The sequence below is a fragment of the Pseudohongiella sp. O18 genome (assembly GCF_021729085.1).
GTDB lineage: Bacteria > Pseudomonadota > Gammaproteobacteria > Pseudomonadales > Pseudohongiellaceae > Pseudohongiella.
On sequence record NZ_JAJSAR010000001.1, the window covers coordinates 1,109,981 to 1,130,427 of the forward strand.

17 protein-coding genes and 2 pseudogenes are annotated in these 20,447 nt (G+C 55.1%); 9 read left to right on the forward strand and 10 right to left on the reverse strand.

What is annotated here, in order from left to right:
* Positions 1–344 precede the first annotated feature (344 nt).
* Positions 345–977: pseudogene (locus LVD14_RS15630) on the forward strand (sensor histidine kinase); the annotation flags it as partial.
* Between the two features lie 102 nt (positions 978–1,079).
* A pseudogene (locus tag LVD14_RS15635) lies at positions 1,080–1,421 on the forward strand (response regulator); the annotation flags it as partial.
* A gap of 140 nt (positions 1,422–1,561) precedes the next feature.
* Here LVD14_RS15635 and argH read toward each other — a convergent pair.
* Positions 1,562–2,974, reverse strand: a complete 1,413-nt coding sequence (gene argH, locus LVD14_RS04925; protein ID WP_237132919.1) for an argininosuccinate lyase — start codon at positions 2,972–2,974, stop codon at positions 1,562–1,564.
* 124 nt (positions 2,975–3,098) lie between these two features.
* On the opposite strand from argH, the gene hemC reads away from it, so the two are divergent.
* From hemC to LVD14_RS04945, 4 genes are all read left to right on the forward strand, one after another.
* On the forward strand, positions 3,099–4,031 hold the full coding sequence (hemC, locus tag LVD14_RS04930; RefSeq protein ID WP_237132920.1) for a hydroxymethylbilane synthase: 933 nt from the start codon (positions 3,099–3,101) through the stop codon (positions 4,029–4,031).
* Positions 4,032–4,097: 66 nt separating this feature from the next.
* On the forward strand, positions 4,098–4,886 hold the full coding sequence (locus tag LVD14_RS04935) for a uroporphyrinogen-III synthase (RefSeq protein WP_237132921.1): 789 nt from the start codon (positions 4,098–4,100) through the stop codon (positions 4,884–4,886).
* Between the two features lie 7 nt (positions 4,887–4,893).
* The gene (locus tag LVD14_RS04940) at positions 4,894–6,252 is read left to right on the forward strand and encodes a uroporphyrinogen-III C-methyltransferase (RefSeq protein WP_237132922.1); all 1,359 of its coding nucleotides are present in this window, start codon (positions 4,894–4,896) and stop codon (positions 6,250–6,252) included.
* A gap of 4 nt (positions 6,253–6,256) precedes the next feature.
* Entirely contained in the window at positions 6,257–6,520 is a 264-nt protein-coding gene (locus LVD14_RS04945; RefSeq protein ID WP_237132923.1) for a heme biosynthesis HemY N-terminal domain-containing protein, read from the forward strand.
* A gap of 10 nt (positions 6,521–6,530) precedes the next feature.
* Here the strand turns inward: LVD14_RS04945 and ubiD are convergent, their stop codons facing one another.
* The 4 genes from ubiD to hemB all read right to left on the reverse strand — a co-directional run bounded on the left by ubiD (position 6,531) and on the right by hemB (position 11,253).
* A complete protein-coding gene (gene ubiD / locus LVD14_RS04950; RefSeq protein ID WP_237132924.1) occupies positions 6,531–7,994 on the reverse strand; it encodes a 4-hydroxy-3-polyprenylbenzoate decarboxylase in 1,464 nt (487 codons plus the stop codon).
* 253 nt (positions 7,995–8,247) lie between these two features.
* Complete coding sequence (gene rho, locus LVD14_RS04955) at positions 8,248–9,507, reverse strand: transcription termination factor Rho (protein WP_237132925.1); 1,260 nt, start codon at positions 9,505–9,507, stop codon at positions 8,248–8,250.
* A gap of 289 nt (positions 9,508–9,796) precedes the next feature.
* Entirely contained in the window at positions 9,797–10,123 is a 327-nt protein-coding gene (trxA, locus tag LVD14_RS04960) for a thioredoxin TrxA (RefSeq protein WP_237132926.1), read from the reverse strand.
* 104 nt (positions 10,124–10,227) lie between these two features.
* Positions 10,228–11,253, reverse strand: coding sequence for a porphobilinogen synthase (hemB, locus tag LVD14_RS04965; protein WP_281131816.1), 1,026 nt, complete (start codon positions 11,251–11,253; stop codon positions 10,228–10,230).
* A gap of 102 nt (positions 11,254–11,355) precedes the next feature.
* Here hemB and LVD14_RS04970 point away from each other — a divergent pair, with 102 nt between their 5' ends.
* Positions 11,356–13,494 (forward strand): FAD-dependent oxidoreductase, encoded by a 2,139-nt coding sequence (locus LVD14_RS04970; RefSeq protein ID WP_237132927.1) that lies wholly within the window; start codon positions 11,356–11,358, stop codon positions 13,492–13,494.
* Positions 13,495–13,530: 36 nt separating this feature from the next.
* On the opposite strand, the gene fliL is transcribed toward LVD14_RS04970, so the two are convergent.
* On the reverse strand, positions 13,531–13,998 hold the full coding sequence (gene fliL / locus LVD14_RS04975; RefSeq protein WP_237132928.1) for a flagellar basal body-associated protein FliL: 468 nt from the start codon (positions 13,996–13,998) through the stop codon (positions 13,531–13,533).
* 110 nt (positions 13,999–14,108) lie between these two features.
* Here fliL and LVD14_RS04980 point away from each other — a divergent pair, with 110 nt between their 5' ends.
* Positions 14,109–15,413 carry a mechanosensitive ion channel family protein gene (locus LVD14_RS04980; protein WP_237132929.1) on the forward strand — a complete coding sequence of 435 codons (1,305 nt, stop codon included), beginning with the start codon at positions 14,109–14,111 and terminating at the stop codon, positions 15,411–15,413.
* Positions 15,410–15,919: a disulfide bond formation protein B gene (locus tag LVD14_RS04985; RefSeq protein ID WP_237132930.1), complete on the forward strand. Its 510-nt coding sequence runs from the start codon at positions 15,410–15,412 to the stop codon at positions 15,917–15,919. The genes LVD14_RS04980 and LVD14_RS04985 overlap by 4 nt, the downstream gene beginning before the upstream one ends.
* Positions 15,920–15,959: 40 nt before the next feature.
* Here the strand turns inward: LVD14_RS04985 and gshA are convergent, their stop codons facing one another.
* From gshA to yrfG, 4 genes are all read right to left on the reverse strand, one after another.
* Positions 15,960–17,537: a glutamate--cysteine ligase gene (gshA, locus tag LVD14_RS04990; RefSeq protein ID WP_237132931.1), complete on the reverse strand. Its 1,578-nt coding sequence runs from the start codon at positions 17,535–17,537 to the stop codon at positions 15,960–15,962.
* 68 nt (positions 17,538–17,605) lie between these two features.
* Entirely contained in the window at positions 17,606–19,180 is a 1,575-nt protein-coding gene (locus LVD14_RS04995; RefSeq protein WP_237132932.1) for a phosphoenolpyruvate carboxykinase, read from the reverse strand.
* Between the two features lie 123 nt (positions 19,181–19,303).
* A complete protein-coding gene (locus tag LVD14_RS05000) occupies positions 19,304–19,705 on the reverse strand; it encodes an RNA-binding S4 domain-containing protein (protein WP_237132933.1) in 402 nt (133 codons plus the stop codon).
* Between the two features lie 27 nt (positions 19,706–19,732).
* Complete coding sequence (yrfG, locus tag LVD14_RS05005; protein WP_237132934.1) at positions 19,733–20,410, reverse strand: GMP/IMP nucleotidase; 678 nt, start codon at positions 20,408–20,410, stop codon at positions 19,733–19,735.
* Positions 20,411–20,447 lie beyond the last annotated feature (37 nt).

Sequence of the window (20,447 nt, forward strand, 5' to 3'; positions counted from 1 at the left end):
ATTTTGCTGTGATCATGTTGAGTCTGATATACGCGATTGGTACCACCATTAATTCTTCGATTCATATCCGTGGTTTCTCATGGATGCTGATTGCCAACCTCGGGCAGGCGTTAATATTCCTGTTGTTTTTTACTGAACCTGTTGCTCTGGAGAGTGCCGCCGCCATGCTGGCCATTCTCATTCTGCTGATTGAGTTTGGCAGGCGAAATGCTGATGTCTTTGCAGAGTCCATTCGAATCAGGGACGAAAACCGGGAACAGAATGCGAAGCTGGAAAAAGATAAAATCATCATTGAAAAGGCGCTCAACCTGGCTCGCAAGGCCAATGAAGAAAAAAACCGCTTTATGGCTGCGGCCAGTCACGACCTGCGCCAGCCATTGCACGCCATGACCCTGTTTCTGGGGAGTCTGCGGCATATCAGCACCGACGAGCGCATGATCGAGCTGGTCGACAAAATAGACGAGACCAGCACCCTGCTTCACGAGCAGTTCAACAGCCTGCTGGATCTGTCAAAGTTCGACGCCGGTGTTGTTGCCGCAGATCTTTCTGATTTCAGGCTGGATGTATTATTGAAGAATATTGTGGACGCGGCCAGGCATGAAGCGCAGCCTAAAAATCTTGCCATCCATCTATATGCGACGCCGGTGACAGTTCGCTCAGACATGCTGTTGATGGAACGCCTGCTTCGCAATCTGGTGATGAATGCTGTCCGCTATACAGATCGCGGTTCGGTGAGTATTCAGACACGACGTCTGCGGCAGGGCCTGAGTGTTTCAATCATTGATACTGGACTTGGTATCGCGCCAGAGGATCAGGAAAAAATCTTTCAGGACTATTATCAGGTCAGCAACAAGGCACGGACCAAGGGCAAAGGCTCAGGTCTGGGGTTGGCAATCGTCAAACGAATTGGCGCCTTGCTGGATCTGAAAATAAGCCTGAAATCCGAAGTCGGTGTCGGCAGTCATTTCACAGTTTTGATCCCGGCCCGTTCGGTGCAGGAAACTGAGGAGCCGGAGGTCGAAGCCAAGCTCGATGTGCTTGACGATTCGCGGCTGCGTGACAAAGACATACTGATTATTGATGACGATGCATCAATCCTTGATGCGATGGCCGTGTTGTTGCAGACCTGGGGTTGCCACACGATTCGTGCCTCGTCACCCGATCAGGTTGATCGCCTGATGAGTCACGGCGACCCTTTTGATCTGGTCCTGCTGGATGACATGCTGGACGACCGTCTGTCGGGGCTCGATATCGCCAATAAACTGGCAGCCATTATGCCGCGACGGCGCATTATCATGGCGACCGGTAATGCCAACAGTGCGCGTATCACCGAGATTCGCAATGCCGGGTTCAAGGTGTTGATCAAACCGGTTGAGTACACCGTCCTGCTGAAAAACCTGCTGGAGGCCCTGGAAGACTGACCAGGGGCCCAAATCTAACCCATATGGCTAATATCGCACCGCCGTCCCGCTGTGCCACACTGGGCACGCTGACGACAACAATGGACGTTGTGGGAGGGGATGGACCCTCTCCTGGCAGCAGGGTGTGCTGCCAGCAGCACTCAGCGCTGTTGAAGCAGGATGCGATAATTGGCAGCTGCTGCCCGCACCTGATCGGGTGCTGTGCCACCAATATGATCACGCGCCTGAACGGAACCTTCCAGAGTCAGAACCGCAAACACGTCATCTTCAATTTTGTCTGAAAAAGCTTTCAGTTCATCAAGGCTGAGTTCGCTCAGATCTTTCTTGTGCTCAATGCCATAGGCAACCGACTTCCCGACCACTTCGTGAGCATCTCGAAACGCCATGCCTTTTTTCACAAGGTAGTCAGCAAGATCGGTTGCTGTTGCGTAGCCTTTTTTGGCTGACTGGTACATATTGTCGCGCTTGGCTTCGATCGCCGGCACCATGTCGGCATAAGCCTTAACGCAGTCACGCAGTGTGTCCAGCAGGTCAAACAGGGGTTCTTTGTCTTCTTGATTGTCTTTGTTGTAGGCCAGTGGCTGCGATTTCATCAGTGTCAGCAACGAGATCAGGTGGCCATTGACACGACCTGTCTTGCCTCGTACCAGCTCGGGCACGTCCGGATTTTTCTTTTGCGGCATGATCGATGATCCGGTGCAGAACCTGTCAGGCAGATCGATGAAATCGAACTGCGCTGATGTCCACAGCACCAGCTCCTCAGAGAACCGTGACAGATGGGTCATCAGGAGGCTGCCGCAGGCGGCCAGCTCGATGGCAAAATCGCGGTCGCTGACCGAATCCAGTGAGTTGCGGGTGGGTGCGTCAAAACCCAGCAACTCTGCTGTGTAGTGGCGATCAATCGGGAAACTGGTGCCGGCCAGCGCCGCTGCGCCCAACGGTGAGACGTTCAATCGTCGTCGGCAGTCCATCAGACGACTGTAGTCTCGGTCGAGCATCTCGTTCCAGGCCAGCAGGTGGTGACCCAGAGTGATAGGCTGCGCCGTCTGCAGGTGCGTGAAACCAGGCATGATGGTATCGGCTTCTTTTTCTGCGAGGTCAACCAGGGCATATTGCAGGCGAATCAGGTCCGATGCCAGAGCGTCAATTTCGTCCCGTACATAGAGGCGAATATCAGTCGCCACCTGGTCATTGCGCGAACGACCTGTGTGCAGTTTCTTGCCGACGGGGCCAATGCGCTGAGTCAGTGCCGACTCAATGTTCATGTGCACATCTTCAAGCTCAACTGACCAGGTGAACTCGCCATTGCGGATGTCGGTACGAATCGCTTCCAGGCCGCTCTCGATTGCCTGCTGTTCTTCGTCTGTCAGGATGCCGGCTTTGGCGAGCATGCGTGCATGAGCTATCGAGCCATTGATGTCCTGATTGTACATACGCTGATCGAAGCTGACTGAGGCTGTAAAGCGTTGTACAAAGGCGTCAGTCGGTTCAGAGAAGCGGCCACCCCATAATGTATGGGTGTCTGCACCGGCGGTTTTGTCTTTCTGGCTCATGAGTATCACCTGCAAGGAAATCAGGGGCGCGATTATAGCATGGCCGCTTTGCGGGGCGCATTTGTGCTGCAATTGCCGTAGAATGGCGCCATTACATTGTCTTTAAACAGTTAGCGGATATCTTATGAATTCAAAAGTCATTCGCATTGCTACGCGCCGCAGCCCGCTGGCGTTATGGCAGGCGGAATTCGTGCGCGACGAGCTGATGGCGCGCAATCCGGATTTGCAGGTGGAACTGGTCGGCATCGCCACGCGCGGTGACAAAATACTGGACACCCCCCTGGCGAAAATCGGCGGCAAAGCCCTGTTTGTGAAGGAACTGGAAGTCGCCATGCTGGAGGGCGAGGCTGACATCGCCGTCCATTCCATGAAAGATGTGCCGATGGAGTTTCCTGAAGGCCTGTTTCTGCCAGTTATTTGTGAGCGTGAAGACCCGCGCGATGCTTTTGTCTCCAATCACTACCCGGACGTTCTGTCGCTGCCACCGGGTGCGCGCGTTGGTACTGCCAGCCTGCGCCGTCAGTGCCAGCTGAAGTCTCTGCGCCCGGATCTGCAAATAGGCACTCTGCGAGGTAATGTACAAACCCGCCTTGGCAAGCTGGATGCTGGTGAATTCGATGCCATTGTGCTGGCCGCCGCAGGATTACTGAGGCTGGAGCTTCACGAGCGCATAGCACAGTTCATCCCCACGGATTTGTCTTTGCCAGCAGGCGGGCAGGGTGCTGTTGGCATCGAGTGCCGCAGTGACGATCAACGCGTCATCGACATGCTTATGCCTCTGCATCATCTTGACACAGCTGATCGCGTCATTTGCGAGCGCGCCCTGAACCGCCGCTTACAGGGTGGCTGCCAGGTACCAATCGCCTGCTACGCCGAACTGAACAATGACGATCTGCACCTCCGCGGTCTGGTGGGCGAACCTGATGGCAGTATTGTGTTGCGAACCGAGCAGCGCGGCCACCGACGTGATGCAGAAGCCATGGGAATAGAAGCTGCCGAACACCTGTTGGCTCAGGGGGCTGACAAAATACTGGCAGAACTGTACGCTAATTCCTGAGGTCACACTGACCGGTTTGACTGATTGTGCTGCGGCTAAACTACTAAGCGGCCTATTGGACTGAATATGAGTGCACAGTATGATCTGTCTGGCTTGAATGTATTGCTGACACGGCCTGCCGGTCAGTCCGACAGTCTGAGCGATACCATCAAATACTGCGGTGGCAGTGTCTGTGAATTGCCATTGATCGAAATTGAGCCAGTCACTGACCCGGATGCCTGCGAACGGATCAAGTCGCGTATTCTGAACCTTGATCAGTATGTCGCAGCGATTTTTATCAGTACCAATGCTGCCAGGTTGGGCATGAGCTGGATAGACCGTTACTGGCCGCAGTTGCCCACCGGTCTGACCGCTTACGCTGTGGGGCCTGGCACGGCGGCAGTACTGGGCGAGTTTGACTGGCCTGTGTACTGTTCCGATCAGGGTGTGACAAGCGAGCATTTATTGGCATTGCCAGGCCTCAGGAATGTCGCCGGGCAGCGCGTCGCCCTGTTTCGCGGCGTTGGTGGCCGCGAGCTGATTGCCGAGACGCTGCGCGAGCGCGGTGCCCAGGTCGATTACATAGAGCTCTACCGCCGCAGGACGCCTGATTATAACGCCGATATAGTGGCTGAGATGGTGCGTGACAGAAAGGTGAATGCGCTGGTGGTTACCAGTGCGCAGATACTGGATGTGTTGCTGCACTTTGTGCATAACGATCCGGCTGTGGTTGGGTCTGTCCCGGTCATCGTGCCGTCTGCACGGGTCAGGGATCGGGCGCTGCAGGCGGGGTTCAGCAGTGTGATCAATGCAGGTGGCGCCAGTGACGCGGTCATTCTGGAAAGTCTAGGCGATATCGCCAACGCAGTGAGGTGAGCAATTGATGTCTTCAGATAACGACAAGTCGGCCGCAGACAATGCAGAGACCTCTGACATCATGCCGCAGGAAGAATACGTTCACGATCCGAAACCAGCTGGTGGGTCGCAAAAACAGCAGGCTGAATCGGTAAAAAATGACACAGGACCCTCAGGTCCTGATGCCGGGCAGGAAAAATCCTCGACTGCGCGGCAACATACCCCCCAGTTTCTGGATGAAATCGATCGCAGGCGCGGACGCGGCGGTTCGGGTCGCCGTCAGTCGCGCTGGCCGGTATTTCTGTTATTTCTTCTGCTCTGCGGTGTGTCGGCGGCTGGTGCCTGGTTTGGCTATCAGCAGTGGATGACCCAGCAGTCTCAGGCGCAGACCATAGCGCAGCTTAGAGACGAGCTTTCACAAAATGCCAGCCAGCTGGAGCAGCAGATGTCGGCAGCACGCGATGAGTTAATGGCCGGTGTCGAAAGCGAACTGGCAGGTCTTGCGGCGCGAGAGTCAGAGCTGCAGGAAGTCCTGGCTGAGGTTGAAGCAGCTGGCACGCGCGACGATCAACGTTTTGCCCGTCTGCAGCAGCAGGTAGGGCGGGATATGCAGGATGTGTCAGATCTGGTGTCGGCGCTGCAGACACAAATGGCAACAATGCAACAACGAGATGCCCGCTGGCTGAATGCCGAGGCGGCCTATCTGATGCGACTGGCACAGCGGAAGCTGACACTGGAGGCGGACATCAGCTCTACCGTCATGCTGCTCAACTCAATTGATTCACTGCTCTCGCAGCAGGACAGTCTGCTGGCGAACACTGCACGCCAGAATATCCAGCAGGACATAGAGCGACTGGAATCCCTGCGGCTGCCAAACCGTGTGGCACTGGCCGAGCAGTTATCTGCATTGAGCGATCAGCTGCGAGTGGTTTCGTTTGCCTCGTCGCGTCAGGACGCCTATGTCGAGTCTCTGCAGGATCGCTGGCAGCAGGGAGCTGGCAGTGGTGAAGGGCAGGAAGCAACCTGGTGGCAGGCGACGCTGGATCTGCTGCGAACGGTGTTTGTATGGCGAGAAGTTGACCGTTCAGAGCCAGCATTTCTGCAGCCTGATCAGGAACAGCTGCTGAAGCAACAGATGCTGTTGCAGATAGAACAGGCCCGGCTCGCGGTCGTGCAGGCGGATCAGGCCATGTTCCAACTGGCGCTGGAGCAGCTGGCAAGCATCATCAATGAATATATGAATGATGAGAGTGGACAGACACGCAGCCTGTTGTCAGAGATTCAGCGTCTGCACGATGTAAGGATTACCGCCGAGCTGCCGTCGCTGGACGGCTCTGCCGATCTGATCAGGCAGCTGGGTGCCAGTGCCTCAGGACGGGTGGAATAAGGCCATGAAAAAAACGTTCATACTCATTCTGCTGGCACTGATAGCGGGTGTTGCACTGGCCATTCAGCTGGCGCGTGATCCTGGTTACCTGTTGATAGCTTACGGCGACTACACCTTCGAAACCAGCCTGTTCGCATTGCTGGTGGCGATAATTCTGCTGTTGATTATCGTCAAGCTGATACTCAGCCTGTTCCGCTGGCTTAACCCGATGCGACTGTTTAGAAGTGGCGACAGTCGGCCATCAAAGCGCTCAAGAAGCTCACTCTGAGAAGTCGCGTTTAGATACCCAGCTGATCCCACAGCGCATCAATACGTGCCTTGACCTCCGGGTCCATGGAAATGGGGGTGCCCCATTCTCGATCTGTTTCACCTGGCCACTTGTTGGTAGCATCCATACCCATCTTGGACCCCAGGCCCGACACTGGCGAAGCGAAGTCCAGGTAATCAATTGGTGTATTGTCGATCAGCACGGTGTCGCGTGATGGATCCATACGAGTGGTCATCGCCCAGATCACATCGTTCCAGTCACGGATATTGACGTCATCGTCAGTCACAATCACGAACTTGGTGTACATGAACTGTCGCAGGAACGACCAGGCACCCATCATCACGCGCTTGGCGTGACCGGGGTACTGCTTGCGAATGCTGATCACTGCAAGCCGGTATGAGCAACCCTCTGGGGGCAGATAAAAATCCACGATCTCCGGATACTGTTTTTGCAGCAGGGGCACAAACACTTCGTTCAGAGCCACGCCCAGCATGGCGGGCTCATCTGGCGGGCGACCGGTATAGGTGCTGTGGTAAATCGGGTCTTTGCGGTGCGTAAGCTTCTTGACCGTAAATACCGGGAAGCGCTCCACTTCGTTGTAGTAACCAGTATGATCCCCAAAGGGACCTTCGTCGGCCATCTCTTCTGGCTCAATGACGCCTTCCAGAACAAACTCAGCGCTGGCGGGTACCTGAAGGTCATTGGTGAGGCACTTTACTACCTCGGTTTTGCTGCCGCGCAGCAGGCCCGCAAAGGCATACTCGGACAGTGTGTCAGGCACTGGCGTCACGGTAGCCAGGATGGTTGCCGGGTCGGCACCAATGGCGATGGAAATCGGGAATGGTTCGCCCGGATGTTTCAACTGCCAGTCGCGAAAGTCGAGCGCACCGCCGCGATGCGACAACCAGCGCATGATCAGCTTGTTGCGCCCCAGAAACTGCATGCGGTAAATGCCGAGATTCTGCCTTTCTTTGTCCGGGCCGCGCGTAATGACCAGCGGCCAGGTAACCAGAGGTGCGGCATCTCCGGGCCAGCAGGTCTGGATGGGCAGGAACGACAGATCGATGTCATCCTCTTCGATCACCACGTCCTGGCACGGTGCGTTTCTTTTGACGTTCGGCGCAATATTGAGCACCTGTTTCCAGGTGGGAAGATTCTCCCAAAGATCGCGCCAGCCTTTTGGCGGGTTCGGTTCTTTCAGGAAGGCCATCAACTTGCCTACATCCCGAAGACCTTCGGTGTCCTGCTGCCCCATGGCCAGCGCAATGCGCCGCGTATTGCCAAACAGATTGCCCAGCAGGGGAATCGATGATCCTTTCGGGTTTTCGAACAACAGCGCCGGCCCGCCAGCACGTAGCGTGCGATCGCAAATCTCCGTAATCTCCAGATTCGGGTCAACTGGCACACTTATCCGCTTCAGCTCACCCTCAGCCTCCAGCAAGGCAATAAACTCCCGAAGATCCTTGAATGCCATCGATGTATGTGCTCCGTAGTCGTATGCCTGGGTCAGTGAAGTTGGTTTTTCGCCAGGTGAAAGTAATACATTTTCGATTACGTTTGTCGTTCGTTAAAGGATTCTTTTTCTAAGCCATTTAAAGAAGATAGTTGAAGCGTAGGCGAGGCAGCAGTAGCGAGACAAAAAAGGCCGGGAGAGCGCAGTTTACAAGTAGTAAATGAGCATCGACCGGCCTTTTTTAACGAAGCTAATGCAACGACGCTAGCTTCAACTATTTTCTTTTCATCATGTTGAAGAATTCTTCATTTGTCTTGCTGTCTTTCAACTTATCGATAATAAACTCAGCGGCCTGCACATCTTCCATGGCGCTCAGAATCTTGCGCAGAATCCACATACGCTGCAGTTCTTCTTCGCTGGTCAGCAGTTCTTCACGGCGTGTGCCGGAGCGACGAACATTAATGGCTGGGTAAATTCGTTTCTCGGCAATCTTGCGGTCAAGATGGATTTCCATATTGCCGGTGCCTTTGAACTCTTCGTAAATCACTTCGTCCATCTTGGAGCCGGTTTCTACCAGGGCTGTGGCGATGATGGTCAGGCTGCCGCCTTCTTCCAGATTACGTGCGGCACCGAAGAAACGCTTGGGGCGCTCCAGGGCGTGGGCGTCCACACCACCGGTCAGTACTTTGCCTGATGAGGGCACGATTGTGTTGTAGGCACGCGCCAGACGTGTGATGGAGTCGAGCAGTATCACTACATCTTCTTTGTGTTCCACCAGGCGTTTGGCTTTTTCGATTACCATTTCTGCGACCTGGACGTGACGCGCGGGCGGCTCGTCAAAGGTACTTGCGACCACTTCGCCGCGCACTGAACGCTGCATGTCGGTCACTTCTTCCGGGCGTTCGTCGATCAGCAATACAATGAGTCGGCATTCTGGATTGTTGCGCGTAATGGATTGCGCAATGTTTTGCAGCAACAGCGTCTTACCAGCTTTGGGCGGTGATACGATCAGGCCGCGCTGACCTTTGCCAATGGGGGCTGTCAGGTCAATGATTCGTGCACTCAGGTCTTCGGTGCTGCCGTTGCCCAGCTCCAGACGCAGTCGCTCTGTCGGGAACAGTGGTGTCAGGTTTTCGAAGAGGATTTTTTGCTTTGAGTTTTCGGGTTTTGCGAAGTTTACTTCGGAGATCTTGAGCAGGGCGAAGTAGCGTTCGCCGTCCTTCGGGGGTCTGATTTTGCCCGCGATTGTGTCCCCCGTTCGCAGGTTAAATCGCCGAATCTGGCTGGGAGACACATAAATGTCATCAGGACCTGCCAGGTAAGACGAATCAGCCGATCTCAGGAATCCAAAACCATCCTGAAGAATTTCCAGAACACCGTCACCACTGATGTCCTCGCCATTCTTGGCGTGTTTTTTCAGTATGGAAAAAATGATGTCCTGTTTGCGGGTTCGGGAGAGGTTTTCAAGGCCCATTTCCTGGGCGGTTTCCAGCAGTTTGGCAATGGGTTGCGTTTTGAGATCGGTAAGGTTCATAGGCTAAGGTTTAATTGATTCTGGGTACAGAAGATCTGGGAATTGGCAACACAGCCGGGTCAACAAATACAGAGGTATTGATACAGGCCGGGATGCCGGTTGGTTTAAAAGATTCGGGTTTAAGCTAAGGATTCAGGCTTAGTGTCAGTCAGGTATGAGACTGGAATCCGCACCGCTTTCGCGGGGATGCGACTGAATATAATGACTTCTGAAACCGGTGTCTAGTAAAAAGTGTATTTATTTGTGCCCCGGGCAGTCAGGCCGTCCGGGGCACTTTCCTGATCGCGTATCAGATGACGCTGTCGATAAATGCGGCCAGTTGCGACTTGGACAGCGCGCCAACCTTGGTGCCTGCGACCTGTCCGTTCTTGAACACGATCAGTGTTGGAATGCCGCGAACACCGAAGCGTGGCGCGGTTTCTGTATTAGAATCGATATTCAGCTTGCAGATGGTCAGCTTGCCGGAATATTCATCCGCCAACTCGTCCAGTACGGGGGCGATCATCTTGCAGGGGCCACACCACTCTGCCCAGAAATCAACCATCACAGGGCCATCAGCCTTCAGTACATCTTGTTCAAAACTGGCGTCGGTGGTGTGAACGATTTTGTCGCTCATAAGTAATTCCTTGTCATTACGTCTGGTGGTGCCCGCTACGGCCATGAAAGTTGACAAGCTGTTAACGGACGATGAGATCTATCATAAGGCCTAAAAATATCGTTTCAAGTGCTTTGCAGCAGCCGGGCCACCTTTTTGGCAAAATAGGTCAGGATGGCATCGGCACCAGCGCGCTTGATGGAGATCAGCGATTCCATCGCCACGGCGTCTTCGTCCAGCCAGCCATTCGCGGCGGCAGCCATGTGCATGGCATACTCGCCGCTAACCTGATACACCATGGTCGGGGCCCCAAATTCATCCTTGACGCGCCGCACGATATCCAGGTAGGGCATGCCGGGTTTGACCATGACCATGTCTGCACCCTCGGCCAGGTCGAGACCCACTTCGTGCAGGGCTTCGTCACTGTTGGCGATGTCCATCTGATAGGTGTATTTATTGCCTGCGCCCAGGTTGCCGCTGGAACCCACGGCGTCGCGGAACGGGCCATAGTAGCTGGACGCGTACTTGGCAGAGTAGGCGAGTATGCGGGTATAGATGTGACCCTCGGCCTCCAACGCCTGACGGATTGCGCCAATACGTCCATCCATCATGTCGGATGGTGCCACAATATCGGCGCCGGCTTCTGCATGCGAAAGTGCCTGTTTGACCAGCGCCACTACTGTCTCATCGTTGAGCACATAACCACTGTCGTCGATGATCCCGTCCTGACCGTGTGTCGTATACGGGTCCAGTGCAACATCGGTAATGATACCCAGTTGCGGGTAGCTGGATTTCAGGGCACGGACGGCACGCTGCACCAATCCGTCCGGATTCCAGGCCTCTTGCCCGTCAAGGCTTTTGGTGTCCTGGTTGGGTGACGGAAACAGGGCTATGGCGGGAATGCCCAGATCTACCAGCTCCGCGGCCTCTTTCAGCAGCTCGTCGATGCTGAGGCGGAAAATATCAGGCATTGAAGCGATTGGCTGTCGTTGCTCGCTTCCCTCGACGATAAAAATCGGGAAGATCAGGTCGTCAGTCGACAGTCGCGTTTCGCGCATCAATCGGCGGCTGAAGTCGTCCCGTCGCATCCGACGCATGCGGGTGGACGGAAACAGGCGCCCATTGGGCCGTGGTGAGGTATGATCAGACACTTTATTCACTCTGGGTGGTGATGAAAAAGAGCAAAAACTATAGCACAGCACCCAAATCATTCAAAAGTCGGCAGGTCCGGCAGCTGTATAATCGAGGTATGTATGTCAAAACTGAGACTGGCCATTGTCCTGTTGATCGGGCTCGCTTTCGCCGCCTATTTTTCGCTCGATCTGGGCCAGTATCTCACGCTCGGTTTTGTTCAGTCGCAACTTGATGTGTTGCGCGACTACAGTCAGCAGGAGCCGTTACTCAGTTCACTGATTTATTTTGGTGTTTATGTGTTGATGGCAGCGCTGTCCATTCCTGGCGCTGCCGTCATGACTCTGCTCGGTGGTGCCATTTTTGGTCTGGTCTGGGGGCTGGTGCTGGTCTCGTTTGCCAGCACGCTGGGCGCGACGCTGGCATTTCTGGCATCGCGCCTGTTGCTGCGTGACTGGGTGCAGGCACGGTTTGGCAATTCGCTAAAGACCATTAACGCCGGTATCGAGCGCGATGGTGCTTTCTATCTGTTTACGCTGCGCATGATTCCGGTGTTTCCGTTTTTCCTGATCAATCTGGTGATGGGCCTGACGCCGCTGAAAACGTTTACGTTTTTCTGGACCAGTCAGACCGGCATGCTGCTCGGTACTGCGGTGTATGTGAATGCCGGTGTCGAGCTCGGACAGCTTGATTCGCTGTCGGGCCTGCTGAGTGGATCGCTTATTGTTTCGTTTGCATTACTGGCACTGCTGCCCTGGGTGGGACGCGCAGTGATCAACATCATTAGACGCCGGCGCTGGTATAAGGCTTACAAAAAGCCAGCTCACTTTGATACCAATGTGGTAATTCTGGGTGCCGGTTCGGGCGGACTGGTCGCCGCCATTATCGCGGCTGGTGCCAAAGCCAAAGTAACGCTGATCGAAAAACACAAAATGGGCGGGGATTGCCTGAACACTGGCTGTGTGCCCAGCAAAACGCTGATAGCCAGTGCCAAGGTAGCCGAAACCATTCGCAAGGCTGCGGACTATGGCATCAAGGGTGCCAGTGGCGAAGTCGATTTTGCAGCGGTGATGGATCGCGTGCGCGGTGTGATCAAGACCATCGAACCCCATGACTCAATTGAACGCTTTACCAGTCTTGGCGTCGACTGTGTTACGGGCCATGCGACAATCAGGTCTCCCTGGGAAGTTGAGGTCGATGGGCGCGTGATCACCACCCGCAGTATTGTGGTTGCCACCGGAGCGCGCCCGCGCGTGCCAGATATCCCCGGATTATCGGATATGGATTATGTCACCTCAGACACCATGTGGGACTTGTCTGAACTGCCGAAGCGACTGCTGGTGCTTGGCGGTGGCCCCATTGGCTGCGAGATGGCACAGAGCTTCTCAAGGCTGGGGTCTGAAGTGACAGTCGTGGATCAGGCCGGGCAGCTGATGTCGCGCGAGGATGAAGATGTTGCACAATTAATCGAAAAGCAGTTTAGCGGTGCAGGCATCCGTCTGCTTCTTTCGCACCAGGCACATGAGTTCGGCAGTGACGACGACGGGCAGTATGTCATTACCGAAACCAGCGATGGTGAGCGCTGCAAAACCTATTTTGACAAGCTGCTTGTAGCACTTGGGCGCAAGCCGAATGTCGAGGGTTTCGGTCTCGAAGAACTTGGGGTCGAAATTAACCAGAGCGGTGCCATCGCCGTGGACGACACGCTCCGCACTTCCTGTCCCAATATTTTCGCCTGCGGCGATGTCGCCGGCCCGTACCAGTTCACCCACATGGCTTCATTCCAGGCCTGGTATGCTGTGCTGAACGCGCTGGTTGGCGGATTCAAGACATTCCGTGCCAGTTATCGTGTTGTGCCACATGCTACTTTCACAGATCCGGAGGTAGCTCGAGTAGGTATGAATGAGAGGGATGCGAAAGAGCAGGGTGTCGAGTATGAAGTAACCAGGTACTCCCTTGATCATCTGGACAGGGCTCTGGCAGACGGGCAGAACCTGGGCTTCGTCAAGGTGCTAACAGTGCCCGGCAAGGACCGTATTCTGGGCGCCACGATAGTTGGGCCGCATGCCGGCGAGTTGATCGGCAGCTTCGTTTTTGCCATGACACACAACATGGGGCTGAAAACTATCGGTGCAACCACGCACATCTACCCGACGCTACAGGAAGCCAATCGCTTCGCAGCCAATGCCTGGCGCAGCGCACGCGTGCCACAAAAACTCCTGCCGGTCGCTGAAAAGTTTTTTGCCTGGCAGCGCCGTTGATTTCTTGCAAGCAGCCTTGCTCCGGCTGGAGGAAACTCAGCGCTGCAGGACGTACGAGGTGAAGTACAGCTCCAGAATCTGGTCGGCAACAGACGGCGTCTCGAGCATCTGCAGTGCATGTCTGATCTCGACCAGAGCCTGCTGGCGCAGCGCTTCCTTGCCCTGAGTCGATTGAAGGGTTTCTTCGAGCTGACCGGAGAACAGTACCACCAGGCGATTACGGATATAGGGCAGGTGTCGCTCCAGGTAGGGCTGGGCTGTCAGACGTGCCAGCACAGAAATATCGGCCTTGAGGTATTTCAGGCGTCCAGAGCCGTCGTAGTTGGTCACAAAGCTTGGGCCAAGCGTGAAGTACTGCATAGCCAGTTCAGCCGCTTCGGGGTCATCCGGCGAAACACCAGGCGGCAGAATGAACTCAGGCTCTGCCTGAGGGGCGGCAGCAGCGTGTACAGATTGATTCAACAGGCTGAGACAGGCAATCAGTGCCAACGCGGCATACTTCATTAGCTACAACTCCAGGTCTATTTGTAAGCCTTATCGGCATCTACTGGCGATACTGTAGCAAGGTTTGTTAGGATTGCGCGCGATCCTACGGCAAACAGCAGAGTTACGACGTGACTGACGACTTCCTTTTGAGACTGCCCCTGCCGCCGCTGGTCAACGAGTGGCTGGCCAGTTACCCCTGGCTGTCAACTCTGGCCGTTGCGCTGCTTGTCCTGCTGGCTGCCTGGTTACTGGACCTGTTTACCAGGCAGATTCTGGTTAACTGGCTGATGCGGCGCCTGCAGGCTCCCGCAGAGCGTTCTTCAGACTATCGAAAGTTCAAGTTTATTCCGCGACTGGCGCATGTGGTGCCTGCGCTGGTCATCACCTTCGGCGTAACGCTGGTGCCCGGCCTGCCAGAGGGTGTCATCGTGCTGGTGCGCAATGTCGCCAATGCATTTATTGTCCTGACCCTGGCGCTGGCATTGTCGGGTGTGCTGGACATGATCAATCATGTTTACAGTCAGCGCCCGGATGCGCTGGATCGCCCCATCAAGGGTTATCTGCAGGTCGCCAACATCGTCATATTCGCGGTTGCAGTACTGCTGATGATCGCGACGCTTCTGGATCGCTCGCCGCTGATACTGCTGTCAGGCCTGGGCGCGCTGGCCGCCGTGCTGATGCTGGTATTTCAGGACACCATCCTCTCATTAGTCGCCAGTGTGCAAATTACCTCCAATGACATGATCCGCGTGGGTGACTGGATAGAAATGCCCCAGCTCAATGCAGATGGCGACGTGATTGATATAGCACTTCACACGGTCAAGGTGCAGAACTGGGACAAAACGATCACGACCATTCCCACCAAGCGATTTATCAGTGACTCCTTTAAGAACTGGCGCGGTATGGAGGAATCGGGTGGGCGCCGCATCAAGCGGTCGCTGTTTCTGGATCAGACCAGCGTCACCTTTCTCGACAGTGAGCAAAAAAGTCATTTGAGCCGGTTTACCCTGTTGCGGGATTATCTGGCGACCCGCCAACAGGAAATCGACGAGTGGAACGCGGCGCTCAAGGAGCATGGGCAGGTAGCTGCCAATACCCGGCGAGTCACCAACCTGGGTACTTTCCGAGCATATGTGGCGAACTACCTTAAAAGCCACCCGCGCCTGCGCCAGGATATGACACAGATTGTGCGTCACCTGTCGCCGGGGCCTGAAGGCCTGCCGCTGGAGGTTTACTGCTTTACCAATACAACGCAGTGGGTCGATTATGAGGGCATACAGTCGGATATCTTTGACCATCTGCTGTCAATCCTGCCAGAATTCGGATTGCGCGTTTTTCAGGCACCCAGTGGCGTCGACATGCGGGCGATGACGGAAAACTTTTTTGATCGCGAACAATCGCGATCGCCAACTGATACAGGAAAAGGATCATGATCGACCGACTGCTGGCGCTGATGCCCAACTCCAGGCTGCTCAATCTGCTCATATTCATAGCCACCGTGCTCATCATTGGCGGGGCTTTGTATATGGAGCACGTCATGTTGCTGGAGCCGTGTGGTCTTTGTATTACCCAGCGAGTCTTTGTTGTGGCGGCCGGTCTGGTGTGTCTGGCAGCAGCGATTCATAATCCTGGTGTGCGTGGTCGCCGCAATTATGCCCTGGGGGCGGCAGCCATGTGTGTGGCGGGAAGCTATTTTGCCATTCGGCAAATCTGGCTGACCTATCTGCCCGAAGATCAGGTGCCGGCCTGCGGACCAGGGTTCAGTTACATGGTGGAGAACTTCCCCCTGATGGATACGCTGAGTTTCCTGCTGCAGGGTGATGGTAACTGTGCTGAAGTGCACTGGCGTTTTCTGGGAATCCTTTCCATTCCCGAACTGGCTCTGATCGGGTTCATCGCGCTGTTTTCCCTGTGCCTGTTCCAGGCCTTCCGACGCTAGACCATTGTCATCAATCTGAGCCAGCCCTCAGTGCGCTGGCTCAGATGTGATAGTCGTTCCAGCGCACCAGAAACTCATCGAAGCTGCTGTCTTCCGCGGCTTCGCCAGCTGTGTGTTCGTCTACTGAGTGTTGACTGGCCGCTTTGAATTCGGCCAGCCTTGCTGCGTCAATCGCACTTTCCTTGAAAAACTTCTGCGTGTTTTCCGAAGCCTGCATGCCAAATTTGCAGAACGGCATCTGTTGCGCTTTCATCATGGCGAGGATTTTGGCTGATGGCGTATTCTCAGGCTCGTCCACCTTGGCCTGCTGCTGGCTCAAGGCTGAATTGTAAGCGGCAGTGTCATGCGCTGAGTCAAGCAGGTTGGCGCTATGCCGTATATCGCCAAGGAGCTGTGTGGCCCACTGTTGCAGTGAAATTGCTTCGCCCTCGCGGGTCAGCATCAACCCGGGCTCGCGCCCCCTATTCACTGTCAGTGACAGATTCTTCTCGATCTCCCGGTTCTCGGCCTGATGGCACTCGGGGCTTTCCGCGAGCAGGCAATACAGCAGAAATGCATCAAGGAAATGAATCTGCTCGGCATCAATGCCAAGTGGCAGAAAGGGATTGAGATCGAGTGCGCGGACTTCGATGTACTGGATGCCGCCTGCCTTGAGCAATTGCAGGGGGCGCTGACCGCCTTCGCCGACCCGCTTTGGTCGAATGGTTGCATAGAACTCATTCTCGAGCTGCAGCAGGTTGGTGTTCATCTGCAGTCGCTTGCCGCTGGCATCAGTTGCGCCGATCTGCTCGTAGGGCGGGTAGGGCGTAATCAGTGCGCTGTACAGGCTGTCGATATAATTGTTCAGGTCGTTGTAACACACGAATATCGAACGCTGCGCATCACTTTTGTAACCCAGGTCGCCCATCCGCAGGCAGGTGGCATGGGGTTTGTAAAGTGTCCACTCATCGAGTTCCTGTAAATCATGCGGGCGATCTTTGGTAAAGCACTTGCACACTGCCGGGGACGCACCGAACAGGTAAACCAGCAACCAGGAGTAACGGTGAAAGTTGCGGATCAGATGCAGGTAGTTCCGGGTGCGGAATGTCTGCAGATCTTCTGAGCTGCCCTGCATTTCCCGGTACTGTTCCCAGAAATTGTCTGGCATCGAAAAATTGTAGTGGATGCCGGCGATGGTCTGCATCAGTCGCCCGTAGCGGTGACCCAGGCCCTCCCGATAGAGAGTCTTGAGTTGCCCCATGTTGGAGCTGCCATAACGGGCCAGCGGGATCTGCTCGTCGCTTTCTATAAGGCAGGGCATGCTGGATACCCACAGCCGTTCACCGTCAGGCAGATTGGAGTACACATATTTGTGCAGATCGCCCAGGAACGACAGGGTCTCGGTAATGGAATCCGAGACGGGTGTAATCAGCTCCAGCAGCGCTTCTGAATAATCCGTGGTGATGTACGGGTGCGTAAATGCCGAGCCCAGCGCGCGAGGATGTTCCGTCTGGGCCAGGCGACCGTCTGGTGTCACGCGCAGGCTTTCTTTTTCGATGCCGCGATGGATATTGGCCCAGGTGGACTTGAAGGCCGGCAACCTGAAACGATCTAGGGATTCCTGCAGTGTATCGGACAAAATATCAGCCTCTTCTGCGCCAGTAATGCGCTGGCGCCGTATTATAGACCACCTGATGCCTGCTTTGGCTAGCTCGCCTGCGGGCCGGCTGACACAATGGCTTCCGAAACCTTGAACCGCTTGAAGTTGTTGCGGAACTGATCAATCAGGTCGGCCGCCTTGGCATCGTAACGTGACGGATCTGCCCAGGTGTCTTTCGGGTTCAGCAGTGCACTGTCGACTCCGGGTACGGATGTCGGAATGGTCAGGTTGATGCCATCGAGATGTGTGGTTTCCGCATTTCGCAGGGCACCTGTCTGAATGGCATGCAGAATCGCACGGGTAACAGGAATTTTGAAGCGCTTGCCAACGCCGTGAGGGCCACCTGTCCAGCCGGTATTAACCAGATACACCTGGCTGTTGAACTCGGCAATGCGTTTGATCAGCAGCTCAGCGTAGACGCCCGCCGGTCGTGGGAAGAAAGGCGCGCCAAAACAGGTTGAAAAGGTGGACTTGATGCCATCACCTGCACCCACTTCGGTGGAGCCAACCAGGGCGGTGTAGCCGCTGAGAAAATGATAGGCGGCAGCTTCTGGCGTCAGGATTGACACTGGAGGCAGCACGCCCGTCAGGTCGCAGGTTAAGAATACGATCGATTTGGGTTCACCGGCACGGTTTTCTGCCACGCGCTTGGGGATATGGGTCAGCGGATAACAGGCGCGGGTATTTTGAGTCAGGCTGGTGTCGGCATAATCAGCCTGACGCGATTTCTCGTCGATGACAACATTCTCGATCACGGATCCGAACTTGATCGCATCCCAGATAACTGGCTCATTTTCCTGGCTCAGATCAATACACTTGGCGTAGCAACCACCTTCCAGATTGAACACGGTGCCTTTACCCCAGCCGTGCTCGTCATCACCAATCAGGTAACGTGCTGGGTCTGCAGACAGGGTGGTTTTGCCGGTGCCAGACAGTCCAAAGAACAGGCAGACATCACCGTCTTCACCGACGTTGGCAGAGCAGTGCATGGGCAACACGTCTTTTTCTGGTAACAGGAAGTTCTGTACCGAGAACATCGATTTTTTCATCTCGCCAGCGTAACGCATGCCTGCCAGCAGCACCTTGCGCTGTGCAAAGTTGATGATTACTGCCCCGTCCGAGTTGGTGCCGTCGCGGCCAGGGTCACAGACAAATTCCGGTGCGCTGAGAATCTGCCAGACTGCCTTGTCTTTCGGGTTGTAGTTGTCCGGTGATTTGATGAACAGCGTGCTGCCAAACAGGCAGTGCCAGGCATACTGCGCATTCACCTGTACGGGAATGTAGTGTTCTGGGTCTGATCCGACGTGCAGATCCGCAATAAAAACGTCTTTATCCGACATATAGTCACTGACACGCTGCCACAGGGCGTCAAACTTTGCCGGATCAAAGGGCTGGTTGACGGCGCCCCAGTCGATCAGGCCTTCTGAGGCTGACTCTTTTACGATGAAGCGATCCTTGGGGCTGCGGCCAGTGCGCTGTCCTGTCGTGACCACCAGGGCACCATTGTCGGCCAGCGTGCCTTCATTCCGCTGCAAAGCAATTTCGATCAGTCGGGCGGGAGCGAGGTTTTTGTAGATCGTGCGTGTAGCGTCCTGCGTAATGTCCTGCGTAATGGTAGTCATACGTTACCTTCCTGGACTGCTTGCATCGGGATGAGGGATCGTCGGCATTATGCCAAAAAAGCTCAGGTGATCATACTGTGATTATCATGGGTCATTCACGCCGTATCGCGTCAGCGCAATGGCCTAAAAGCGGCCCTTCATGGCCTGTCGCAGGCGACGGTCTTTTTTGTTGGGTTTTTCACTTGAGAAAGGTCCGGCTGACTGCATTTTTCGAAGCTCTGCCAGGCGCTGGCGCTCGCGAATACTTTCTTCGGTCTCCTCATAAAGCTGCTGCGCCTCGGGAGCACCTCGCCGTTGTTCGGAAAGCTTGAGCACTGTCATGATGCGATCATCCCAGCCCTGACGCACCTTGATAATCGTACCGACCCCTATTTCCTTGCCAGGCTTGGGTTTCTGGCCGTCAATTTCCACTTTGCCGCCTTCTATGGCGGTTTTGGCAAGAGCCCGTGTTTTGAAAAGTCGCGCGGCCCACAGCCATTTGTCCAGTCTGACTTTGGCGGGCGCGTTGTTAACCTGGTCTGACATGGATATTAGTTTTGTCTCTATTGCTGATCAGTTGGCAGAAACCGCTTCAGTTGCCTGAGGCATGATATCGATAAAGTGGCGTACCTGGTAGAACTCGCCCTGTTCAACGGGCGGGCGCTGACTGTCTGGCTGCTCAATGGCATACAGATGCGCTATGCCCTCTCGCTGGGCCTGTCTCAGCACATTGAGATTGTCATCGAATAGCGCGGTGCGTGCAGGCAGGAATGGGTGTTGCTGGCGCAACTGCTCCCAGAAACCGTGGTTCTCTTTGGCTTTGCCCAGGGAATGTGAGCTGATGGTTGCGTCGAAGTAGTCACCTATTCTGGTGTGATCGAGCTTCAGGTTTAGGCTGCCAGGGTGCGCATTGGTGACCAGCAGCAGTTGTTTTTCCAGTTGTTTGAGGCGTTGCAGGAATTCGGGAACGTGCTGCCGTACCGCAATCTTGTGACGCAGCTCGTCTTTCATCTTCTGGATGTCCAGCTGCAGGGTGCTCGACCAGTAGTCAATGCAGTACCAGTTGAGCTGTCCGTGCAGGTTGCGGTATTGCTCGCTTAGTCGTGCCCACGCCTCCTGCTGCGACAGGCCGATTCGGGCGCCCCAGGTGGCAGGAACCAGATGTTCCCAGAAATAGTTGTCAAAGTGCAGATCGAGCAGGGTGCCGTCCATGTCGAATATGACAGTATCGATGTCTTGCCAGTTGATCATAGTACTTGCTTGATGGTTCGTTTGGAGTTGTACACCA